The sequence below is a fragment of the Pseudomonas sp. zfem001 genome (genome assembly GCF_032621725.1).
Classification (GTDB): Bacteria; Pseudomonadota; Gammaproteobacteria; order Pseudomonadales; family Pseudomonadaceae; genus Aquipseudomonas; species Aquipseudomonas sediminis.
Genome location: NZ_JAVYJI010000003.1, coordinates 90,845 through 111,043, shown reverse-complemented (window position 1 = coordinate 111,043; position 20,199 = coordinate 90,845). Strand labels below are relative to the sequence as shown.

At 62.9% G+C, this 20,199-nt stretch carries 22 protein-coding genes; 16 read left to right on the top strand and 6 right to left on the bottom strand.

Annotation, left to right across the window (positions count from 1 at the left end):
- Position 1 precedes the first annotated feature (1 nt).
- From flhB to RTH74_RS12640, 6 genes are read right to left on the bottom strand one after another with little or no spacing between them, the layout of a single operon-like run.
- Positions 2-1,135 (bottom strand): flagellar biosynthesis protein FlhB, encoded by a 1,134-nt coding sequence (gene flhB / locus RTH74_RS12665; protein WP_316914895.1) that lies wholly within the window; start codon positions 1,133-1,135, stop codon positions 2-4.
- A complete protein-coding gene (fliR, locus tag RTH74_RS12660) occupies positions 1,128-1,922 on the bottom strand; it encodes a flagellar biosynthetic protein FliR (RefSeq protein WP_316914894.1) in 795 nt (264 codons plus the stop codon). The genes flhB and fliR overlap by 8 nt, the downstream gene beginning before the upstream one ends.
- Before the next feature lie 3 nt (positions 1,923-1,925).
- Positions 1,926-2,198 carry a flagellar biosynthetic protein FliQ gene (locus tag RTH74_RS12655; protein ID WP_017676096.1) on the bottom strand — a complete coding sequence of 91 codons (273 nt, stop codon included), beginning with the start codon at positions 2,196-2,198 and terminating at the stop codon, positions 1,926-1,928.
- A 12-nt stretch (positions 2,199-2,210) separates the two neighbouring features.
- The gene (gene fliP / locus RTH74_RS12650) at positions 2,211-2,963 is read right to left on the bottom strand and encodes a flagellar type III secretion system pore protein FliP (protein WP_099526741.1); all 753 of its coding nucleotides are present in this window, start codon (positions 2,961-2,963) and stop codon (positions 2,211-2,213) included.
- Positions 2,963-3,334 carry a flagellar motor switch protein FliN gene (gene fliN / locus RTH74_RS12645; RefSeq protein WP_099526740.1) on the bottom strand — a complete coding sequence of 124 codons (372 nt, stop codon included), beginning with the start codon at positions 3,332-3,334 and terminating at the stop codon, positions 2,963-2,965. Before fliN ends, fliP begins: the two co-directional genes overlap by 1 nt.
- Positions 3,331-4,170 (bottom strand): FliM/FliN family flagellar motor switch protein, encoded by an 840-nt coding sequence (locus RTH74_RS12640; protein WP_316914893.1) that lies wholly within the window; start codon positions 4,168-4,170, stop codon positions 3,331-3,333. Before RTH74_RS12640 ends, fliN begins: the two co-directional genes overlap by 4 nt.
- Before the next feature lie 479 nt (positions 4,171-4,649).
- Between RTH74_RS12640 and RTH74_RS12635 the strand changes: the two genes are divergently transcribed.
- The 16 genes from RTH74_RS12635 to RTH74_RS12560 all read left to right on the top strand — a co-directional run bounded on the left by RTH74_RS12635 (position 4,650) and on the right by RTH74_RS12560 (position 20,078).
- Entirely contained in the window at positions 4,650-6,059 is a 1,410-nt protein-coding gene (locus RTH74_RS12635) for a sigma-54 dependent transcriptional regulator (protein ID WP_316914892.1), read from the top strand.
- Positions 6,060-6,071: 12 nt separating this feature from the next.
- A complete protein-coding gene (gene fliE / locus RTH74_RS12630; protein WP_316914891.1) occupies positions 6,072-6,407 on the top strand; it encodes a flagellar hook-basal body complex protein FliE in 336 nt (111 codons plus the stop codon).
- A 19-nt stretch (positions 6,408-6,426) separates the two neighbouring features.
- Positions 6,427-8,112 (top strand): flagellar basal-body MS-ring/collar protein FliF, encoded by a 1,686-nt coding sequence (fliF, locus tag RTH74_RS12625; RefSeq protein ID WP_316914890.1) that lies wholly within the window; start codon positions 6,427-6,429, stop codon positions 8,110-8,112.
- Positions 8,087-9,151 carry a FliG C-terminal domain-containing protein gene (locus tag RTH74_RS12620; protein ID WP_045735559.1) on the top strand — a complete coding sequence of 355 codons (1,065 nt, stop codon included), beginning with the start codon at positions 8,087-8,089 and terminating at the stop codon, positions 9,149-9,151. The genes fliF and RTH74_RS12620 overlap by 26 nt, the downstream gene beginning before the upstream one ends.
- A 1-nt stretch (position 9,152) precedes the next feature.
- A complete protein-coding gene (fliH, locus tag RTH74_RS12615; protein ID WP_316914889.1) occupies positions 9,153-9,845 on the top strand; it encodes a flagellar assembly protein FliH in 693 nt (230 codons plus the stop codon).
- A gap of 16 nt (positions 9,846-9,861) precedes the next feature.
- Positions 9,862-11,178 (top strand): flagellar protein export ATPase FliI, encoded by a 1,317-nt coding sequence (gene fliI, locus RTH74_RS12610; RefSeq protein ID WP_099526735.1) that lies wholly within the window; start codon positions 9,862-9,864, stop codon positions 11,176-11,178.
- Positions 11,175-11,600 (top strand): flagellar FliJ family protein, encoded by a 426-nt coding sequence (locus tag RTH74_RS12605; RefSeq protein WP_316914888.1) that lies wholly within the window; start codon positions 11,175-11,177, stop codon positions 11,598-11,600. Before fliI ends, RTH74_RS12605 begins: the two co-directional genes overlap by 4 nt.
- Before the next feature lie 77 nt (positions 11,601-11,677).
- Positions 11,678-11,956 carry a flagellar biosynthesis anti-sigma factor FlgM gene (flgM, locus tag RTH74_RS12600; RefSeq protein ID WP_021490727.1) on the top strand — a complete coding sequence of 93 codons (279 nt, stop codon included), beginning with the start codon at positions 11,678-11,680 and terminating at the stop codon, positions 11,954-11,956.
- Positions 11,953-12,399 carry a flagellar export chaperone FlgN gene (flgN, locus tag RTH74_RS12595; protein ID WP_316914887.1) on the top strand — a complete coding sequence of 149 codons (447 nt, stop codon included), beginning with the start codon at positions 11,953-11,955 and terminating at the stop codon, positions 12,397-12,399. Before flgM ends, flgN begins: the two co-directional genes overlap by 4 nt.
- Before the next feature lie 158 nt (positions 12,400-12,557).
- Entirely contained in the window at positions 12,558-13,109 is a 552-nt protein-coding gene (locus tag RTH74_RS12590) for a chorismate--pyruvate lyase family protein (RefSeq protein ID WP_125836775.1), read from the top strand.
- Positions 13,110-13,332: 223 nt separating this feature from the next.
- Positions 13,333-14,223: a 4-hydroxybenzoate octaprenyltransferase gene (gene ubiA / locus RTH74_RS12585; protein WP_316914886.1), complete on the top strand. Its 891-nt coding sequence runs from the start codon at positions 13,333-13,335 to the stop codon at positions 14,221-14,223.
- Between the two features lie 82 nt (positions 14,224-14,305).
- Positions 14,306-14,995, top strand: a complete 690-nt coding sequence (gene phoB, locus RTH74_RS12580) for a phosphate regulon transcriptional regulator PhoB (protein ID WP_024310067.1) — start codon at positions 14,306-14,308, stop codon at positions 14,993-14,995.
- Positions 14,996-15,037: 42 nt separating this feature from the next.
- Positions 15,038-16,357 carry a phosphate regulon sensor histidine kinase PhoR gene (gene phoR / locus RTH74_RS12575; RefSeq protein WP_279923025.1) on the top strand — a complete coding sequence of 440 codons (1,320 nt, stop codon included), beginning with the start codon at positions 15,038-15,040 and terminating at the stop codon, positions 16,355-16,357.
- A gap of 62 nt (positions 16,358-16,419) precedes the next feature.
- The gene (locus RTH74_RS12570) at positions 16,420-17,760 is read left to right on the top strand and encodes a hemolysin family protein (protein WP_099526729.1); all 1,341 of its coding nucleotides are present in this window, start codon (positions 16,420-16,422) and stop codon (positions 17,758-17,760) included.
- A 223-nt stretch (positions 17,761-17,983) separates the two neighbouring features.
- A complete protein-coding gene (locus RTH74_RS12565; RefSeq protein WP_045735547.1) occupies positions 17,984-18,739 on the top strand; it encodes an outer membrane beta-barrel protein in 756 nt (251 codons plus the stop codon).
- Positions 18,740-18,929: 190 nt separating this feature from the next.
- The gene (locus RTH74_RS12560) at positions 18,930-20,078 is read left to right on the top strand and encodes an FAD-dependent oxidoreductase (protein WP_316914885.1); all 1,149 of its coding nucleotides are present in this window, start codon (positions 18,930-18,932) and stop codon (positions 20,076-20,078) included.
- The last annotated feature ends 121 nt before the right edge of the window (positions 20,079-20,199 follow it).

Genomic DNA, 20,199 nt, shown 5'->3' with positions numbered 1-20,199 from the left:
ATCAGCCCCTGTTGGCCAAGCTGTCGGGAATCGGGAGGTTGCTCGCCAGTTCTGGCTTGCTTCTGCGCCCCTGGCGCCAGGCCTTGAGCTGCAGGATGTAGGTCAGCACATGGGCCACGGCGGTATACAGCGGGGCAGGGATCTGCTGGTTGATCTGGGTGGTGAAGTAGATGGCGCGTGCCAGCGGTGGGATTTCCACCACCTCGAGCTCATGCTTCTTGGCCATCTGGCGCATGTACAGGGCGGTTTCATCGACGCCCTTGGCCAACACGAACGGCGCCGCGGCCTTCTTGGTGTCGTACTTGAGTGCCACGGCGTAGTGCGTCGGGTTGACGATGACCACGTCGGCGTTCTTGATCACCTTGCTGATCTGCCGTTGCAGCATCTGCCGTTGCAGCTGCTTGATGCGCGCCTTGACCTCGGGACGACCCTCCTGGTTCTTGTGCTCTTCCTTGCGCTCCTGCTTGGTCATGCGCATCTTCTTGAGGAAGAAGTAGCGCTGCAGCGGGATGTCGATGAAGGAAAACACCACGAAGATCAGCATCAGGCACAGGGTCAGGTTGAAGGTCAGATTCAGGGCTGCCGAGATCGCCTCGAACACGCTGCTGCGCTGCAGGGCGATCAGGTCCGGCAGGGCCGCGCGTACCAGGACATAGCCGACACCGAGCAGCACCAGCACCTTGAGGATCGACTTGAGCAATTCACTCCAGTTCTGCGCCGAGAAGATTCTTCCCAGACCAGTGATGGGATTGAGCTTGCTGAATTTCGGCGCAAAATTTTTCGCGGAAAACACCCAGCCGCCCGGTATCAACGACAGCGTCACCACCAGCACGGAGGTGAGTAGCAGGGGAGACAGCAGCTTGATGAACACCAGCATGTTGTAGCCAAGCAGGGTGTCCAGATCATCCAGGCCGATCTCGCTGTGGCCGAACTGGATGTATGACAGGCGGAAGCTGTCATTGAGCCCTTCGAGGAACAGCCCGGCGCTGAACTTGAGAATGAACAGCGTGGCGATCAGCGAGATGGTGGTCGACAGGTCCTTGGAGCGCGCAACCTGGCCGTCATCCTTGCTCTTTTTCAGTTTGTGCGCGGAGGCTTCTTCCGTTTTTTCCTGGCCGCTGTTCTGCTCAGACATCGCCGCCCTCGCGCAGAATCACGCCGATGCCGTTGAGCAGCTCGCGGGTCAGGTGCAGGTAGCTGTCGGGCAGGTTGGGCAAGGTCAGATAGATGCACAGCAGGCCCATCAGAATGCTGATGGGAAAGCCCAGGGAGAACAGGTTCATGGCCGGCGAAATGCGGTTGAGCAGGCCGAAGCAGAACTGCACCAGAGTCAGGCAGAACACCAGGGGCAAGGTGACCAGCACGGCTGCTGCCAGCACCCAGGCGAAGGCCTGCACGAAGCTCTGCGCGCCCAGGTAATGCAGGCCGTTGCCGACCGGCCAGAACAGGAAGCTCTGATACAGCACGCTGACGGTGACCAGGTGCCCGTCGATGGCGAAGAACAGCAGCACCAGCAGGATGAAGTACAGCTGGTAGATGATCGAAGACGACGACACGCCATTCACCGGGTCGTTGTAGCGCGCCATGCTCATGCCCATCTGCGTCGACACCACTTCACCGACCAGCATGAAGATGGTGAACACCAGTTGCAGGGTCAGCCCCAGCAGCACGCCGAAAGCGATCTGCTCCAGTGCTGTCATCAGCCCCTTCAGTGACAGCGGGTCGATTTCGGGCATGTCCGGCAGCGCTGCGCCAAGGGCGATGGTCAAGGCCAGAGCGAGGAGAATACGCACGCGTATCGACACCGCCTTGTGATTGAACAGCGGCGCCATGCTGAGCAGGGCAACGATGCGGCAGAACGGCCACCAGTAAGCCTGCAGGCTGGTCAGATACTGGCTGGCATGCAGCACGGGTTCGGACATGCTTCAGCCCACCAGATGACCGGCCTGCTTGAAGGTTTCGATGAACAGATCCCCCAATGTGCGCAGGATCCAGTGGCCGGCGAACAGCAGCATGGCCAGGGTGATCAGCAGGCGCGGGAGGAAGCTGAGCATCTGCTCGTTGATCTGCGTCGCTGCCTGGAAAATGCTCACCAGCAGGCCGCCGAGCAGGCTCGGTACCACCAGTACGCAGACGATGATGCCGGTGATGTAGACCGCATGAGCCACCAGCTCGGCGGCGTGTTCGGGCGTGAGCATCGCGAAGCCTCGCTAATAGGGCTGAATGCTGGTGGTGAGGGTGCCGACCAGCAGCGTCCAGCCATCGACCAGGACGAAGATCATCAATTTGAACGGCAGCGAGATCATCATCGGCGAGAGCATCATCATGCCCATCGCCATCAGTACGCTGGCCACCACCAGGTCGATCACCAGAAAGGGTACGAAGATCATGAAGCCGAGTTGAAAGGCGGTTTTCAGCTCGCTGAGCACGAAGGCTGGCAGCAGCAGGGAGAAGTCCAGCTGGGCCAGATCCTCGGGCAGCTCTTCGCCGGCCAGGGCGACCAGGGTTTCCAGTGAGTTCTTGCTGGTCTGCGCCAGCATGAACTGGCTGATGATGCGTTTGCCTTCGCCCAGGCCCTGTTCGAGGCTGATCTGGTCGGCCTCGAAAGGCACGTAGGCCTCGGTGTACATCTCTTGCCACACCGGGCGCATCACCAGCAGGGTCAGGCACAGGGCGATGCCGATCAGCACCGGGTTGGGCGGGCTTTGCTGCAGGCCGATGGCCTGGCGCAGGATGGCCAGGACGATGATGAAGCGGGTGAAGCAGGTCATCATCATCAACATCGCCGGCAGGAAGCCCAGCAGCGTCATGATCAGCAGGATCTGCAGCTTGACGCTCAGGGTCTGGCCGTCTTCGCTGTCGTTGAAGTTGAACAGGGTGATGTCGCCGCCGGCCGCCTGGGCCAGCAACGGGCAGCACAGGGCTGCCAGCAGCAGGCCGGATTGCAGCAGACGGCGCAGCATCACACGCCCAGCCCGCTGAGGCCGCTGCCCGACAACTCGACGATGCGCAGGCCGTAGTTGCCGTTCATCACCACCACCTCGGCCTTGGCGAACAGCGCGCCGTTGACCTTCACGTCCAGCGGCTCGCCGGCCAGCTTGTCGAGGGCGATCACGCTGCCGGCATCGACGTCCATCAGCTCCTTGAGGGTGATCTCGGTGGAGGCCACTTCCAGGGTGACGTTGACCGGGATTTTGCCGAAGAAGCTCAGGTCCTGCTGCGGCAGGCTGGCCGGGGTTGGCTCCGGAGCAGAGTCGCTGACGGTCTCATCGAGATTGAGGCCGGCGTCGTTGATCAGGCTGTCGAAATCGTTATCGGAAATGGGGCTGCTCATGGGGTCTTCACGCTCTCAAGAGAAGTCAGGAACAAGGAGCCGTCGTCTTCGAAGATGGCGCCGCGAAACAGCTTCTGCTGGTTGATCTGTACATCGCAGCGCTCCAGCAGGCGCATCGGCAGGGTGTCGCCGGGACGCAGGGCAAGCACTTGCGACAGAGGCATTTGCAGGCTGGCTACCACGCAGTCCAGGCGCACTGGTAACTGGCGAATCTGGTTGAGCGAGTTGCCGCCCTGAGTCATCGGTGCCGGGGACGTAAGGCGACTGGTCAGCTCATCCGCCAGTTGCGTATCCAGGTAGATGAAGATCGATGCCTGGCTGCCGGTGATGTGGCTGGTGAAGTGGAACTCCGCCACGTACTCCCAAGCTGCCTCTTCATAAGTGTTGTCGTAAGGCTCGAGCTTGCCGAAGGTCTGGCCGGCGAGAATCGAGCGGGCGAACAACTGGGTCACGTCCAGACCCAGACGCGTGCGCATACGTTGCTCAGAGGTGCTCACCGGCGGCGCTTCATGGTTGGGCAGGCAGGTGCCGCCGTAGTAACACTCCAGCGCTTCGGTCAGCAGGGCGCGGTCCATGGCGAAACCGACCTTGCCCAGCGTCGAGCGATAGAGGCACTCGGCATCTTTATTCACCTGTTCGTGAACATCGACTCGCAGCAGTTCAAGGTTGATCCGATAGTTACGTAGAAAGTAGTCACTGATAATTCGCGGGTACTTACTGGAGAGCTCGCGAATATAGTGGGGAATCTTGTGGTAATGCCGGCCAAGTTTCTGCGGTTTCAACCGGGTCAGACTGTCGGCGGGCACGCCATGAAGGACTTTTTTAATCCCGGTCATGTTGTGGGCTGTATTCCTGGTTGTAACTGCGCGTGCACCATCAAGTGCATTCGATGGGCGTGCAGAGGACGTTTTGATATGCCGGCGGGCTTAGGCAGCAGTGCCTTGGCCATGGCGTCGAATTCATCCGGGAAAAGCGCGCAGGCCCGTGATGACTAGGACAAGTCTAGGCCGAGGGAGGGCGAGAAATTAAATCAATAGATATCAAATGCTGTTTTTGATAGCGGCTTGCCGGTGTTGATAGGAAATAACAACAAGTAATTCGGCGAATTTCTGTGCGCTTGTTAACGTTCGCGCTGTGATCCGTTGCGCGTATATAGGGAGTGCAGACAAGTACTGCCTAAGTTGACCAGTACAAGCGACGGAAAGTTTCGAAAGATTAAGGGGCCAGGTGAAAAAAATCTGCCATCTACTTGGCAGTTTTAGACGCAGGGTCGAATGCCGCCGCCGGGCTCATGAAAGACATCGGGTGATTTACCTTGAAGCATTCAACTCAAACGGTAAGTTACGCCTGCGACGAGTTGTTCAATGAACAACTGGGGCAGCAACATATAGTCGTGATCGGTCAGGCCGATGCGGCCAGCGAGCGCCTGTTGACCGGTGGTTTGCTGCGCCAGGGTTTTCAGGTATGCCGCTTCGCCAGCTGTCTCGAACTGGACCCGCGGGCACTGGAAAGCGCCAGCCTGGTGCTGGTGTTCGTCAGCAGTCTGGCGGGCAACACCCTTTATGCACAGGTAGGCGCCATCCTGCGTCAGGTTGGCCGCGTCGGTGTAGTGCCAGTCGTGGAATATGCTGACCAGGAGAAGGCTGCCGCGTTGCTTGAACTCGGCTGTGTCGACTATCTCCTGGCACCGTTCAGCGAAGCCCAGCTCAGTGCGCTGCTGCGCCGTCAGGAATCGGCCAGCGCTGGCGAAGAAGGATTCGTTTCCTGCTCGCAGGCTGGGCGCCGTTTGCTGGCCATGGCCCAACGGGTGGCCATGACTCGCGCGCCCATTCTGATCACCGGCGAGACCGGCACCGGCAAGGAGCTGATGGCGCGCTACATTCACCGCTTTTCCGCGCAGGATGATGCGCCCTTCATTGCCGTGAACTGCGCGGCGATCCCCGAGCAGATGCTCGAATCCATTCTCTTCGGCCATGAAAAGGGTGCCTTCACCGGCGCAGTTAGCGCTCAGCCAGGCAAGTTCGAACTAGCCAATGGCGGCACGCTGTTGCTCGACGAGATCGGTGAACTGCCGCTGGGCCTGCAGGCCAAGCTGTTGCGCGTGTTGCAGGAGCAACGCGTCGAGCGTCTGGGCGGGCGCCGTGAAATCGCCCTGGACGTGCGCATCATCGCCGCGACCAACCGTGATCTGCAGCAGGAAGTGGCCGAGGGCCGTTTCCGCGCCGACCTGATGTTCCGTCTCGATGTCCTGCCGCTGCACATCAGCCCGCTGCGTGAGCGCAAGGAGGACGTGCTGGCCTTGGCGCGTCGCTTCATTCGCCAGTACGCGCCGCAGGACGCGCGCCACGAACTGCTCACTGAAGATGCCTGCCGCGTGCTGCTGGCGCATGACTGGCCGGGCAATGTACGCGAGCTGGAGAACTGCCTGCAGCGTGCGCTGATTCTGCGCAATGGTCTGTACATCCAGGCTCAGGACCTGGGCCTCAGCGTCCCCGTGAGCAGCGCGGCAGAACAGGCGCCGCGTCTGCAGCCGCAGGTGCTCGAGGGCGGCAAGGCAGCCTTGCGCGCGAGCGGCAAGTGGGCTGAGTACCAACATGTGATCGACACCATCCGCCGTTTCGGCGGGCACAAGACCAAGGCCGCCGAAAGCCTTGGCATGACCCCGCGCGCACTGCGCTATCGCCTCAACGCCATGCGCGAGCAGGGCGTTCAGATTCCCGTCTAGGAGAAGCAAAGGATGAATTCGATTAGCCAGGTGCAGCAAGACTTGCTGGGCCGTATGGAGCAGCTGAAGAACCTCAGCGAAGCGATGCCGATCAAGCCGGCGCAAGCCTTTGCCGCGCAGCCTGGCGAGCCTGGGTTTGCTGCTGCTTTCGACAATGCGGTACGCGCAGTGGACGCGCAGCAGCATCGTTCAGGCGAGTTGATGGCCGCCGTGGACAGCGGGCAGAGCGATGACCTGGTTGGGGCCATGATCGAGAGCCAGAAAGCCAGTGTGTCGTTCAGCGCGTTGATGCAGGTGCGCAACAAGCTATCCAGCGCGTTCGACGACATCATGAAGATGCCGCTGTAAGCGGATCGGGGGCTGACGCGTGCTGCAGACCATAAGAAGCAAGCTGCCTGAACAGGGGCTGAAACTCGATCCACGCATGACTCTGATCGGCCTCGCGCTGATCGCCGCCTTGCTGGCGGTTGGTGTGGTTTTCTACCTCTGGCGTGACCAGGGTTCGTTCCGCCCATTGTATGGCAGCGGCGAAGCCTATCCGGCCGCCGAGGTGATGCAGGTGCTCGACGGTGATGCGATCAGCTACCGCCTGCATCCGCAGAGCGGTCAGGTGCTGGTGCGCGAGGACCAGCTTGGCCGCGCGCGCATGTTGCTGGCGGCCAAGGGCGTGCAGGTCAAGGTACCGGCCGGCTATGAGCTGTTCGACAAGGATGAGCCGCTGGGCACCAGTCAGTTCGTCCAGGATGTGCGCCTCAAGCGCAGCCTGGAGGGCGAGCTGGCGCGTACGGTGATGGCGCTCAAAGGCGTGGAGGGAGCGCGGGTACACCTGGCGCTGCAGGAGAGCAGCTCTTTCGTGGTCGGCAAGCGTGAGCCGGGCAAGGCTTCGGTGATGCTGCAGCTGGCGCCTGGCTACAAGCTGGCGCCGGAACAGGTCAGCGCCATCGTCAATCTGGTGGCTGGTAGCGTGCCGCAGCTCGATGCCGGCAATGTCCAGGTAGTCGACCAGTACGGTGCACTGCTGTCGCGCGGCATCGACACGCTGGGTGGCCCGGTGCAGAACTGGCAGGTGGTCGACGACTACCAGAGCAAGGCCGTGGCCAACGCCGAGGCGGTGCTGGCGCCGGTGCTCGGCGGCGGTAACTACCGTATCAGCGTGTCCGCCGATATCGACTTCAGTCAGAAGGAAGAGACTTTCCAGTCCTACGGCGAGACGCCGCGCCTGCGCAATGAAGTGCTGCGCGACGAGAGCGTGCTCGACCAGTTGGCTCTCGGCGTCCCTGGCTCGCTGGCTAACCGGCCGCCGCAGCCTGCGCCGGAGCCGCCTGCCGATCAGGCGCAGGCGGGGGCTCAGACCGAAAATGGCAACCAGGCAGCGACCTCGCTGCGCAAGGAGTCCAATCGCCAGCTGGATTACGACCAGAGCGTCACTCACGTCAAACACGCGCCCTTCAGCCTGCGTCAGCAGAGCATCGCCGTGGTGCTCAATGCCGCCGTGGCGCCAGAGGGTGGCTGGACACCCGAGGCGCGCGAGGAGCTTGCGGCCATGGTCAAGAGTGCCGTGGGCTTCAATCAGGCGCGCGGTGATCTGCTGACGCTGAGCGTCTTCCCCTTCACCGATGCCGGTATCGGCGGTGTCGGCGGCGAACTGCTGCCCTGGTGGGAAAACGCCAAGGTGCACGATCTGGCCAAGCTCGGCGTGTTCGCCCTGATCAGCCTGCTGCTGTTGCTGATGGTGGTGCGCCCGGCGGTGCGCAGCCTGAGCCAGCGCAGCCAGCCTGGTGCGCCTGTCGCGCTCGACGGCGACGACCAGCTGGCGCTGCACGCCGAGCGCGCAGCCGAACGCCTGCTGGCGCGTGTTGGCGACGATGCACCGGGCGCTACCGTGCTCGGCGAACTCAACCCTTTGTCGGAGATTCGCCTGCCGGCGCCCGGCTCAGGCCTGGAGCTACAGATCGAACACCTGCAGATGCTGGCCAAGAACGATCCCGAGCGTGTCTCGGAAGTCATCAAACAGTGGATAGGGCGTAATGAACGAGACCTCAACCCAGCCTGACGGCCGCGGCGGCTCCACCGCCAAGGAAATGCGCCTGCGCGTGCAGAAGCGCTCGCTGAGTACCTCCGAGCAGGCCGCCATTCTCATGCTGAGCATGGGTGACGAGATTTCTGCCGGCGTGCTCAGGCACTTCTCACGCGAGGAGATCGTCAGCATCAGCCAGGCGATGGCACGCCTGTCCAACGTCAAGCAACCGATGGTTTCCGACGTCATCGGCCGCTTCTTCGAGGACTACAAGGAGCAGAGCAGCATCAAGGGCGCCTCGCGTGGCTACCTCGACGGCATGCTCAGCAAGGCGCTGGGCAGCGAAATCACCCGCTCGCTGCTCGACAGCATCTATGGCGAGGAAATCCGCGCCAAGATGGCCAAGATGGAGTGGCTCGACCCCAAGCAGTTCGCCGCGCTGATCGCCAAGGAGCACGCGCAGATGCAGGCGGTGTTCCTCGCCTTTCTACCGCCCGGCATGGCCAGCGAGGTGCTCGAATGCATGCCCAAGGAGCGTCAGGACGAGCTGCTCTATCGCATCGCCAACCTCAACGAGGTCAACAGCGACGTCATCGCCGAGCTGGAGCAGTTGATCGAGCGCAGCCTGGCCGTGCTCAGCACCCAGGGTTCGCAGGTACGCGGGGTCAAGCAGGCGGCGGACATCATGAACCGCTTCAAGGGTGATCGCGGGCAGATGTTCGAGCTGCTGCGCGCCCATGACGATCAACTGGTCGAGCGTATCGAGGATGAAATGTACGACTTCTTCATCCTCTCGCGGCAGAACCAGGACGTGCTGCAGGCGCTGCTCGAAGCCGTGCCGCTGGAAGAGTGGGTGGTCGCCCTCAAGGGTGCCGAGCCCGAACTGGTGCGTGCCATCACCGGTGCCATGCCCAAGCGCCAGGCGCAGCAGATGGAGTCGATCAACCGCCGCCAGGGCCCGGTGCCGTTGAGCCGCGTCGAGCAGGTGCGCAAGGACATCATGGCCGTGGTCCGCGAAATGTCGGCCAGTGGCGAGCTGCAGGTGCAGCTGTTCCGCGAACAGACGGTGGAATGAGATGACGGTCAAGGTGATCAGCGGCGACGCCCGCCCGTGGCGCGCCTATCGTTTTCCCCCGCGCAGCAGCCAACCCGCAATGGATTGGAGCGGCGATGCCGCTGGCCTGCAGCGGGCCATGGCCGACGGCTTTCAGCAGGGCATCGAGAAGGGCTATCAGGACGGCTTGCAGCAGGGCGAGGAGGCCGGGCGTCAGGCTGGCTTCGAGCAGGGCCGCGACGAAGGGCTGAAGCTCGGGCGAGACGAGGGTCGCAATGAGGGACGCCGTGAGTTCGAGCTGGCCGCGCAGCCGCTGCAGCAGATCAGCGAGAAGGTCGAGCAGTACCTTGGCGAGCTGGAGCACAAGCGTCGTCAGGAATTGCTGGAGCTGGTGAAGAAGGTTTCGCAACAGGTGATCCGCTGCGAACTCACGCTGCACCCGACCCAGTTGCTGGCACTGGTCGAGGAGGCGCTGACCAGCATGCCGGGCGAGCCCGAAGACGTGCAGGTATTGCTCAGCCCTGAAGAATACGCGCGGATCAAGGCGCTGGCGCCGGAGCGTGCGGCGAACTGGAAGTTGGTGGCCGACGAGCGTCTGGCGCTGGGCGAGTGCCGTGTGGTCACGCCGCAGGCCGAGGCCGACGTGGGGTGCCAGCAGCGCCTGGACGCCTGCATCGACACCCTGGCCGAACATCTGCACCTGACAGAAGCCTGAGCGGGAGCAGAACCTGATGCTCGACTACAAACTCGACGAAGCGCTGCGCTCGCTCGATGGCGTGCAACTAGCCAAGGTCGCCGGGCGTCTGGTGCGGGTCTCGGGCATGCTGCTGGAGAGCCTCGGCTGCCAGCGCAGTACCGGTCAGCGCTGTCGCGTCGAGCAGGCCGACGGCAGCCTGCTGGATGCGCAGGTGGTCGGCTTCAACCGTGATATCACCTACCTGATGCCGTTCAAGAAGCCGGTCGGCCTGGCCGCCGGCTCGCGGGTGTTCCCGGCCAAGGACGAAGCGCTGTTGCAGATCGACGAGTCCTGGTTAGGGCGCGTGGTCAACGGACTCGGCGAGCCGCTGGACGAGCGCGGCAAGCTCAGCGGGCGCGACCCATTGCCGATCGAACTGCCCAGGGTCAACCCGCTCCGACGGCGTCCGGTTGAGGCCGCGCTGGATGTCGGTGTGCGCGCCATCAATGGCCTGCTGACCCTCGGCAAAGGCCAGCGCGTCGGCCTGTTCGCCGGCTCCGGGGTGGGCAAGAGCGTACTGCTGGGGATGATCACCCGGCAGACCAAGGCCGACGTGGTGGTGGTCGGGTTGATCGGCGAGCGTGGGCGTGAGGTGCAGGAGTTCATCCTGCATTCCCTCGGCGAAGAAGGACTGCGCAAGGCCGTGGTGGTGGTGGCGCCAGCCAACGAATCACCGCTGATGCGTCTGAAGGCCACCGAGCTGTGCCACAGCATCGCCGCCTATTTTCGCGATCAGGGCCAGGACGTGCTGCTGCTGGTCGACTCGCTGACTCGCTATGCCATGGCTCAGCGCGAGATCGCCCTGGCCCTCGGTGAGCCGCCAGCCACCAAGGGCTATCCGCCCTCGGTATTCGGCATGCTGCCGGAGTTGGTGGAAAGCGCTGGCAATGGCGAGAGCGGCAGCGGCAGCCTCAGTGCCATCTATACCGTGCTGGCCGAAGGCGACGACCATCAGGACCCGATCGTCGATTGCGCGCGGGCGATTCTCGACGGCCATATCGTGCTCTCAAGGCGCCTTGCCGATGTTGGCCATTATCCGGCTATCGACATTTCCGCTTCGGTCAGCCGTTGCATGAGCCAGGTCGGTGAAGCGGCACATTTGGCGGCTGGGCGACAGTTCAAGGAGTTCTACAGCACCTTCGAGAAGATCAAGGAGCTGATCCCGCTCGGCGGCTACACGCCGGGCATGGATGCCAAGACTGACCGCGCCGTGCAACTTGCGCCCAGTCTCGAGCGCTTTCTGCGTCAGGAGGTCGGCAGCGGCGCCGAGCTCGGCGCCAGCATCGCCACCTTGCAGAGCATCATCAAATGAAAGAACAGCTGGAAGTGCTTGGTCGTCTGGCCAGCCTGCGTGGCAACCGCGTGCAGCAGATGCTCGGGCGGGTCAGCTATCAGCAGAACCTGTGTCAGCGTTATCGCAACAACATCACCGGGCTCAGTCGCTTGTGCGGTTTCAGCGTACCCATGACCACGCCGCTGCAGCGCGACAACCAGCAGCGCTACAAGGCGACGCTGTACAAGATGGTCGAACTGCAGCGCCGCGAGCTGGCGCTGGCCGAGGAGAACCTGACGCGTATTCAGGGCGAGCTGCTGGCGGCGATGCGCAGCGAGAAGGTCATCACCCAGTTTCTCGAGGGCAAGATGGGCGAGTGGCAGGATATGCTTGCCCGTCAGGAGCAGAAGATCCAGGATGGCCTGGCCGCGCAGGCCTGGTGGCGAGCCCAGGTCGGTTAATTTTGCACGACGCGTTTAAGTTCTTGTCGCGCCCGGTCGCTCTTAGGCCATAACACCACGCGAGTTGGATTCGAATCATGGAAATCAGCAGGCATCTCAAGCCCAGCCTTAACCCGGCCAGCGACGCTCCGGCACAGGTACAGAGCGCCCGTGCGCAGTCGAGCGGCAATGCCCGTGCGAGTGTCAGCCAGGAGCCGAGTCTGGAGCAGCTGCAAGACGCCTTGCGCAGCCTCCCCGAAGTCGACCTGGACAAGGTTGCCCAGCTCAAGGCGGCGCTGGCCCGTGGCGAACTGAGCAGCGATCCGGCCGCGCTGGCCGGCAGCATGCTGACCTATCACAGCGGTAGCGATGCGTGACCACCGCGCGTGAGCAACAGCTGCTGCTGGTCGTCGAGCAGGACCTGGAACAGGACTGCGCCGACTACCTGGTTCTGCGCGGGTTGATGCAGGAGCTGTATCAGCAGTTGCTCAAGCGCGACAGCCAGCAGATCGATCTGCTCAACGAGCAGATCCTGCCGCTGGTCGACCAGGCCAAGGCCCGCGCCGCACGCCGCAGCAAGGTACTGACTGCCTTTGCGCTGGGTAGCGGTCATAGCGCCATGCAGAAGTTGCTGGCGCGTTATCCCCAGAGCCAGCGCAATCACCTTGCTCACACCTGGGAGCAGCTCGGCCAACTGGCCGGCCAGTGCAAGCGCCTCAACGAGCGCAACGGCAAGCTGCTAGCCATGCACCACGAGATTCTCGAACAGCTGCTCGGCGAGCCGGGCTCGGCGCAGTTGTACGCGCCGCAGCCGTATTGAGTTGCGGCTAACGCCCCTCCCACATGGGCGATTGCCAGCATCTGAGTCGAGGGCTGCACTGTGGGAGGCCGCTTCAGCGGCGACTGCCTTCGTGTGCAAAAAGCGACTATCGCGCCGTGCTAGACTCGCGCGCTTCCGATCTGTAGTGACTTCTTGCCGTGCCTCACGCCGCTCTCGCCCATCCGCCGCGCTGGCTCACCAATGCCCAGTTGCATCCGCAGCCTTGTGCCGGTGTGCGCGACTGGCTGTTCAACGAGGATTCGCTGACCCGGCGCCTGACCGCGCTATCCGACGACGGCTTCTCGGTGACGCCGCTGCAGGAAGGCTGGCAGCGCCTGCGCAGCGATGAGTGCGCGCTGCTCGGCGTAGCCGACGGCAGCCAGGGCTGGGTGCGCGAGGTCTACCTGCGTGGCCACGGGCAAGCCTGGGTATTCGCCCGCAGCGTTGCCGCGCGCAGTGCGCTGGAAGGTTCCGGCTTGAATCTGGCCGAGCTGGGTAGTCGTTCGCTGGGCGAGCTGCTGTTCAGTGACCGGGCCTTCGATCGCGGGGAGTTGCAGGCTTGCCGCTATCCGGCGGCCTGGCTGCCGCAGGAGGTGCGCGAAGAGCGCCTGTGGGCACGGCGCTCGTGCTTCAGCCGGGGGCCGTTGGGGGTGCTGGTAGCAGAGGTGTTCCTGCCGGACTTCTGGCGGGCGGCGGGCATCGAGGCCTAGCGTTCGCATTAGCATTGTCTACTCAGGCTAATCCCTGTTGTTTGTCAGGCACATGGCGTACTGCTTCGCGAGTACGCCCTACACGCTGCATGGATGCAGGAGGTAGAGCGACGCAGGAAGCCAAAGCCGCGTAGGCTCTACGCGTTGAACCGCTTGTGGCGGTAAAGCGCCTCCCACACACGCTTCCTCGTATAATCTGCGCAACCTGCACGGAGAAGCTTCGATGTACACCCGCCTGCTGCAATCGACCACCCGCCTGCACCCGCGCGCCTGGGATTTCATTCAGTTGATGCGCCTGGACAAGCCCATCGGCATTTATCTGCTGCTGTGGCCGACCTTGTGGGCGCTGTGGGTGGCGGCCGAAGGCGTGCCGAGCGCGAAGAACCTGTTCATTTTCGTCGTCGGCGTGATCCTCATGCGGGCCGCCGGTTGCGTGATAAACGACTACGCCGACCGCAACTTCGACGGCCACGTCAGCCGTACCAAAGCGCGCCCTCTGGCCAGCGGCAAGGTCAAGCCGCGCGAGGCGCTGGTGCTGTTCGCCGTGCTGGTGGCGATGAGCTTCGTGCTGGTGTTGTTCACCAATGCCACCACCATCTGGCTGTCATTCGGCGGCCTGGCCCTGGCGGCCTGCTACCCCTTCATGAAGCGCTACACCTTCTACCCGCAGGTGGTGCTCGGCGCGGCCTTCTCCTGGGGCATGCCGATGGCCTTCACCGCTGAGACCGGCAGCCTGCCGCCGGAGGCCTGGCTGCTGTACATCGCCAACCTGCTGTGGACCGTGGCCTACGACACATACTACGCCATGGCCGACCGTGAGGACGACCTGAAGATCGGGGTGAAATCCACGGCCATCCTGTTCGGTGATGCAGACCGCCTGATCATCGCCATCCTGCAGGGGCTGGCGTTGCTCTGCCTGCTGCTGGCTGGCGCGCGCTTCGAGCTGGGCCTGTACTTCCACCTCGGTTTGCTGGTGGCCGCCGCCTGCTTCGCCTGGGAGTTCCACGTGACCCGCCGTCGCGAGCCATTGGTGTGCTTCAACGCCTTCCTGCACAACCACTGGGCGGGGCTGGCGATCTTCGTCGGGATCGTGCTGGATTACGCGTTGCGTTAAGTGCTGCCGCGCATCTGTCATATCGCTGCAATAATTCCGTTATCTAATGCGCGCAGACAGTTGAACGAACCGAGGCAGGACCATGGTTGGCAAGAATATCCTGATCGTCGATGACGAAGCACCGATCCGCGAGATGATTGCGGTGGCCCTGGAGATGGCCGGTTACGAGTGCCTGGAGGCGGAAAATACCCAGCAGGCCCACGCCGTGATCGTCGACCGCAAACCCGATCTGATCCTGCTCGACTGGATGCTACCCGGCACCAGTGGCATCGAGTTGGCGCGCCGGCTCAAGCGCGACGAGCTGACCAGCGATATCCCGATCATCATGCTCACCGCCAAGGGCGAAGAGGACAACAAGATCCAGGGTCTGGAAGTCGGCGCCGACGACTACATCACCAAGCCCTTCTCGCCGCGTGAACTGGTGGCCCGCCTCAAGGCCGTGCTGCGCCGTGCCGGCCCAAGTGATGGCGAGGCGCCGATCGAGGTTGGTGGCCTGCTGCTCGACCCGATCAGCCACCGCGTGACCATCGACGGCAAACCTGCCGAGATGGGCCCGACCGAATACCGTCTGCTGCAGTTCTTCATGACCCATCAGGAGCGCGCCTACACCCGTGGTCAACTGCTCGATCAGGTCTGGGGCGGCAACGTCTACGTCGAGGAGCGCACCGTCGACGTGCATATTCGTCGCCTGCGCAAGGCGCTCGGTGATGCCTACGAAAACCTGGTACAAACCGTGCGCGGGACTGGGTATCGTTTCTCCACCAAAGGTTGATCGCTGACGCGGTGCTTCTGCGCACTCGCTTTTCTGACAAGGATGCGCTCCATCGTGAATCAAAACTGGCGTGGCGCCGTGGTGCGTCGGCTGTTGCTGTTGATCTGTGCCTGCCTGCTGCTGGGCTTCATCACCGGCCAGTACGCCTGGGTGTTGGCTGGCGGCCTGGCCATTCATCTCGGCTGGACCCTCAGCCAGTTGCTGCGCCTGCACAAATGGCTGCGCGAGCACAAACCCGACGAACCGCCGCCGGATGGCTACGGCCTGTGGGGTGAGGTGTTCGACAGCATCTACCACCTGCAACGACGCAACCAGAAGGCGCGCGGTCGCCTGCAGGCGGTGATCGACCGGGTGCAGGAGTCCACTGCTGCCCTCAAGGACGCTGTGCTGATGCTCGACAGCCATGGCAACCTGGAATGGTGGAACCGTGCAGCGGAAACGCTGCTGGGCCTGAAAACCCCGCAGGACAGTGGCCAGCAATTGGCCAACCTGGTGCGCGACCCGCGTTTCAAGGAGTACTTCGAGCGTGGCAATTATGCCGATGCGTTGGAGATTCCTTCTCCGATCAACGATCGCCGCCGCTTGCAGTTCCATATCACCCGCTACGGTAATCGCGAGCATCTGCTGCTGGTGCGTGATGTCACCCGCCTGTATCAGCTGGAACAGATGCGCAAGGACTTCGTCGCCAACGTCTCCCACGAGCTGCGCACGCCGCTGACGGTGATCGCCGGTTATCTGGAGACGCTTCTGGACAACGTCGAAGCGATCAATCCGCGCTGGTTACGCGCATTGCAGCAGATGCAGCAACAGGGCGCGCGCATGCAGACCCTGCTCAACGATCTGCTCCTGCTAGCCAAGCTGGAGGCCACCGACTACCCGTCGGACAATCAGCCCGTGGCGGCTGACCTGATGCTGCTCTCGATCAAGAACGATGCCCAGGCATTATCGGGTGAGCACCAGCATCGCATCACCCTGGAGGCTGATCCGCACCTGAAGCTCAAAGGTAGTGAGGCAGAGCTGCGTAGCGCCTTCTCCAATCTGGTGTTCAATGCAGTGAAGTACACCCCGGCCGGTGGCGACATCCGCATTCGCTGGTGGGGCGACGAGCAGGGTGCACACCTGTCGGTCAGTGATACCGGCATGGGCATCGAGGCCAAGCACGTGCCGCGGTTGACCGAACGCTTCTATCGCGTCGATTCGAGCCGCGCCAGCAACACGGGGGGCACTGGTCTCGGCCTGGCCATCGTCAAGCATGTGCTGCTGCGTCACCGTGGCAACCTGGAGATCAGCAGTGTCCCTGGCAAGGGCAGCACCTTCACCTGCCATTTCGCCCCAGCGCAGGTGGTGCAGCGCACGCGCTGAGTGCTTGCATTCGACGCGGCGAAGCTCCAACCTCTAGCGATCTTTGGCCAATCCGAACCTTCATGGACCCCTCCACGAGTCTCCCCGCTTCTGCCTACTTCGCCGATTTCGGCCTCATGCTGTTCGCCCTGTTTCTGGTTCTGCTCAACGGCTTTTTCGTCGCCGCGGAGTTCGCCATCGTGCGTCTGCGCGCTACCAAGGTCGATGCCCTGGCCGAGGCCCACGGCTGGCGCGGGCATATTCTGCGCACCGTACACAACCAGATGGACGCCTACCTCTCGGCCTGTCAGTTGGGGATCACCTTGGCGTCGCTGGGCCTTGGCTGGGTCGGTGAGCCGGCCTTCGCCGAGCTGCTGACGCCGCTGCTGGTAGCCGTTGGCGTGGAGTCACCCAAGCTGATTCACGGCATCGCCTTCTTCACTGCGTTCTCGATCATTTCCTACCTGCACATCGTCATCGGCGAGCTGGCGCCCAAGTCCTGGGCGATTCGCAAACCGGAACTGCTGTCGTTGTGGACGGCCGCGCCGCTGTACGCCTTCTATTGGCTGATGTACCCAGCGATCTTCGTGCTCAACGCCAGCGCCAACGCCATTCTGCGTATCGCCGGGCAGGGTGAGCCGGGGCCGCACCATGAGCATCACTACAGCCGTGAAGAGCTCAAGCTGATCCTGCACTCCAGCCGTGCCACCAGCGACAACGACCAGGATTTGCGCGTGCTGGCTTCGGCGGTCGAGCTGGGCGAGCTGGAGGTGGTGGACTGGGCCAACTCGCGTGAAGACCTGATCTTCCTCGAGCTCAATGCCAGCCTGGATCAGGTGTTCACCACCTTCCGCCGCCACAAGTACAGCCGCTACCCGATCTTCGACGAGAGCAAGGGCGAGTTCGTCGGTGTGCTGCACATCAAGGACCTGCTGTTGCACCTGTCACTGCTGGAGATGTTGCCGTCGGCGCTCAAGCTGGCGGATCTGATGCACCCGCTCGAGCGCGTCAGCCGGCACATGCCGCTGTCGCAATTGCTCGAGCAGTTCCGCCAGGGCGGTGCGCACTTCGCCCTGGTCGAAGAGGCCGACGGCAAGGTGATCGGCTACCTGACCATGGAAGATGTGCTCGAAGCGCTGGTTGGCGATATTCAGGACGAACACCGCAAGGCCGAGCGCGGCATTCTTGCCTACCAGCCGGGCAAGCTGCTGGTGCGCGGCGACACGCCGCTGGCCAAGGTCGAGCGCCTGCTCGGCGTCGACCTCGACCATATCGAGGCCGAGACCCTCGCCGGGTTGATCTACGAGACGCTCAAGCGCATGCCTGATGAAGAGGAAGTGCTGGAAACCGATGGCCTGCGCATCATCGTCAAGAAGATGAAGGGCCCCAAGGTGGTCCTTGCCAAGGTGGTCAAGCTGGACTGAGTCCGCAAGGCGCCAACTGAAGGCGCCTCTCTCGGCGAAGAGGGTCAAAACGGACTGTCTATCCGGTCAACATTTCTCCCTCCGATCCAGGCCTGTTCAGGGCTTGTTCAGTTTCGAGACCGCTCGTCAGGTTTGCCGAATGACTCCCTGCATCGCAAGTCTAGGTACTTGCGTCCCACCTCCCGGTGAGCGGCGTTATCCACTCATTGCCAAGGAAATCGTCATGCAGCTGTCCAGCATAACCCCCAAAGCAACACTCGCCCTGTGCCTGGCGGGCGCCTCGCAGGCCTATGCAGACTCGGTCACCGACCCAATCTCGACCTTCGGTGTCATCGCTTCGCACAACCAGTACAAGCTCACCGTGGACGATGAAAGCGACAAGGAGCGCCTCAACCAGGGCGGCCTGTTCTACCACTTCGGTAACAAGCTGACCGGGCAGGAGGGCTTCATCTACCAGGCGGGGATCGAAGGCCAATACCGTGACAAGGACGATGTGGAATACAAGTCCGCACGCGCCGACATCGACCTCGGTCTGCGTGCCGCGCTGAGCACCAACAACTACGTCGACGTGATCGTCGGTGGCGGCTACGACTGGGGCCGTATCGAGCAGGACAACGTCGGCCCGCTCGACAGCAACGTCAAGCTGACCAGCAAGTCGCCCTTCGCCAAGGCTGGCCTCGGCTACAACTACCTGACGCCGGACTACACCCTGCGCCTGGAAGTGGGTGCGCGCTATTCCATCAACTCCGAAGCGCGCCTGAAGGTCGATGGCGACAGCGACTCCGTGGACCTCAAGGACAAGGTCAATCCCTACGGCGAGCTGACCGTGCTGTGGAACAAGGGCATCAATAGCCTGCCGATCAGCACCAGCCTGTACTACACCCAGACCCGCTATGAGCTCGACAGCAACAGTGCTGTTGCAGAGCGCAGCAAGCTCAAGCAGGAGCAAGTCGGCCTGCGTGTAGGCCTGGCGTTCTAAGCGCCTCCTGGACCGCCTGCTCTGCCAGGCGGTCCACCCTGATTGCCGCATTGCATCTTTCCCCTAACCTGCGAATGGCTGACTTAACCTCATCTGGCCAGCGCGTACCTGATCCAGTAGGGTGTCATCCCGCTATCTGGAGCGGCGGCCGGTGGGTCGTCGCGTCGTTTTCATCGTGAGGAAAGAGCGCATGAGTGCACCCGTCGTCATCATCGGCACCGGCCTGGCCGGCTACAACCTGGCCAAGGAGTGGCGCAAGCTAGACACCCAAACGCCTCTGCTGCTGATCACCGCTGACGATGGCCGTTCCTACTCCAAACCGATGCTGTCCACCGGTTTCGGCAAGAACAAGGATGCCGACGGCCTGGCCATGGCCGAGGCGGGCGCCATGGCTGAGCAGCTCAACGCGGAAATTCGCACCCATACCCGTATCACCGGAATCGACCCCGGCCACAAACGCTTGTGGATCGGTGAGGAAGCCGTGCCTTACCGCGACCTGGTACTGGCCTGGGGCGCCGAGCCTATTCGCGTCCCGGTAGAGGGTGATGCCCAGGATGCACTGTTCCCGATCAATGACCTGGAAGACTACGCGCGCTTTCGCAGCGCCGTGGCCGGCAAGCGTCGGGTATTGATCCTCGGCGCCGGGCTGATTGGTTGCGAGTTTGCCAACGACCTCAGTGCCGGCGGCTATGAGGTAGAGCTGCTGGCACCCTGCGAGCAGGTGATGCCCGGTCTGTTGCATTCGGCGGTGGCCTCTGCCGTACAAGCCGGTCTGGAGGGGCTGGGCGTACGTTTCCATCTCGGCCCGGTGCTGGCGAGTCTCGACCGCCAGGGGGATGCGTTGCAAGCCTCGCTGTCCGACGGCAGCCTGATCCAGTGCGATGCAGTGGTCTCGGCCGTCGGTCTGCGCCCGCGCACCGCGCTCGCTGCGGCAGCCGGTCTCGACATCAATCGTGGGGTGATGGTTGACCGCCAGCTGCGCACCTCGCACGCCAACATCTATGCCCTGGGTGACTGCGCCGAGGTCGATGGTCTCAACCTGCTCTACGTCATGCCGCTGATGGCGTGTGCCCGGGCCCTGGCCAAGACCCTGGCTGGTGAGCCCACGGCGGTCAGCTACGGACCGATGCCGGTGACGGTAAAGACCCCGGCATGCCCGTTGGTGGTCTCGCCACCGCCGCGTGGCAGCCAGGGCGAATGGACGGTCGAAGGCACCGGCAGCGACATCAAGGCGCTCTGCCGCGAGGCCTCTGGGGCGCTGCTTGGCTATGCGCTGACCGGCGCCGCGGTGCAGGAGAAACTGGCACTGAACAAGGAATTACCAGCGCTACTGGCATGATTGCCTGTCGTTCTGTCGGATACGCCACGAAATTGCCTGGTTAAAGTGGCGGGCGACACTGGCGCAGTGCGATGCGGCATGCCATTCTCCCAAGGGTCTGCCGCAGCGCAGAGCTGTTGCG